The 1,156-nt window shown below is 49.3% G+C and carries 3 protein-coding genes; all 3 read left to right on the plus strand.

Features of this window, described 5'->3' with window-relative positions; genetic code table 11:
• Nucleotides 1-203: hypothetical protein (locus Q7U71_03020; protein ID MDO9390726.1), on the plus strand; the 203-nt coding region annotated here is incomplete at its 5' end.
• Nucleotides 204-243: 40 nt separating this feature from the next.
• Nucleotides 244-648 (plus strand): ComEA family DNA-binding protein, encoded by a 405-nt coding sequence (locus tag Q7U71_03025; protein MDO9390727.1) that lies wholly within the window; start codon nt 244-246, stop codon nt 646-648.
• A 204-nt stretch (nt 649-852) separates the two neighbouring features.
• The coding region (locus tag Q7U71_03030; protein ID MDO9390728.1) for a type II secretion system protein GspE at nt 853-1,156 on the plus strand (304 nt) is incomplete at its 3' end.

Raw genomic sequence — 1,156 nt, forward strand, 5'->3', positions numbered from 1 at the left:
TGGATCTGAATGAGCCTATCAGCAAAGATAAATACGACAGTGATAAAACCGAGATATCAATTTCACCCAATGCCACCTACAATTTTACCAGGAACATCAAGGGGGAGATGAGCGGGTCATATACCAGCAGCACCAATAAAATAATCAAGACCAGCGACAGCCGTTCCTACAGTTTAAACACCACCGTTACCATAACATTTTAACAGTGCCATGCTTGGATTCACACCTGACGAAAAAAAGGCAGTGATATTCTTAACGGCCGCATTTATGGCCGGCACCGCCATCCTGGCATACAAGAAAAGCCATCCCGGTTTTGCCCCCGGTTTGAAAACCGTCATCGCCGGCCTGCCGGCCCCGGCCGACAGTGTGACGGTTCAAAGCCTCTCGGACGGAGATGGCACAGGGGCTGGGGAAGCATTGTCAAAGCAGAGCCGGAAATATTTCCCGGTCCAAAGAGTGAACCTCAATCAGGCTTCGCAGCAGGCCTTGGAAAAACTGCCAAATATAGGCCCGGCCATGGCCAGGAGGATAATTGACTACCGGGCTGCCCAAGGCGGTTTTAAGAAAACTGAAGAATTGAGAAACGTCAAGGGGATCGGCCCCAAGCGCCTGAGCCAGCTGATGAAGCATGTGACGGTGGATCCTTGACAGTTAAAGCACCCGACGGACCCTGCAAAAACCATTTTACCCGGCTGTAAAGGCCGGGTTTTCTATTGGCTAAAAAACTTGAAAATTTATGCATAAAATCCTTTATTTTTGGCTGCAATTATGTTATATTAAACAATTGGTATTGCTTGACAACCCCTTGTCGTCTATGGTATAGTAAATTAATGACGGAGGTAAAAATATTTTATGGCGCTTAAACTGGGAGACATGCTGCTGCAGGCCGGGTTGATCACCAAGGAACAGCTGGAGAAGGCTTTGGTGGAACAAAAGACCAGCGGCGATAAACTGGGTGCCTGCCTGATAAAAATGAAATTCATCACCGAGGAGGCCACTACCGAGTGCCTGGGCAAGCAGTACAAAGTGCCCACCATCAATCTTTCCAATACCCAGATCGATCCCCAGGTGCTGAAACTGATCCCGGCCGACTTTGCCCAGAAGTATCAGGTGATTCCGGTTGCCCGCCAGGGCAGGACGCTCCAGGTGGCCATGT

The organism is bacterium (assembly GCA_030655055.1).
In the GTDB taxonomy this organism is placed as follows: domain Bacteria; phylum Edwardsbacteria; class AC1; order AC1; family EtOH8; genus UBA5202.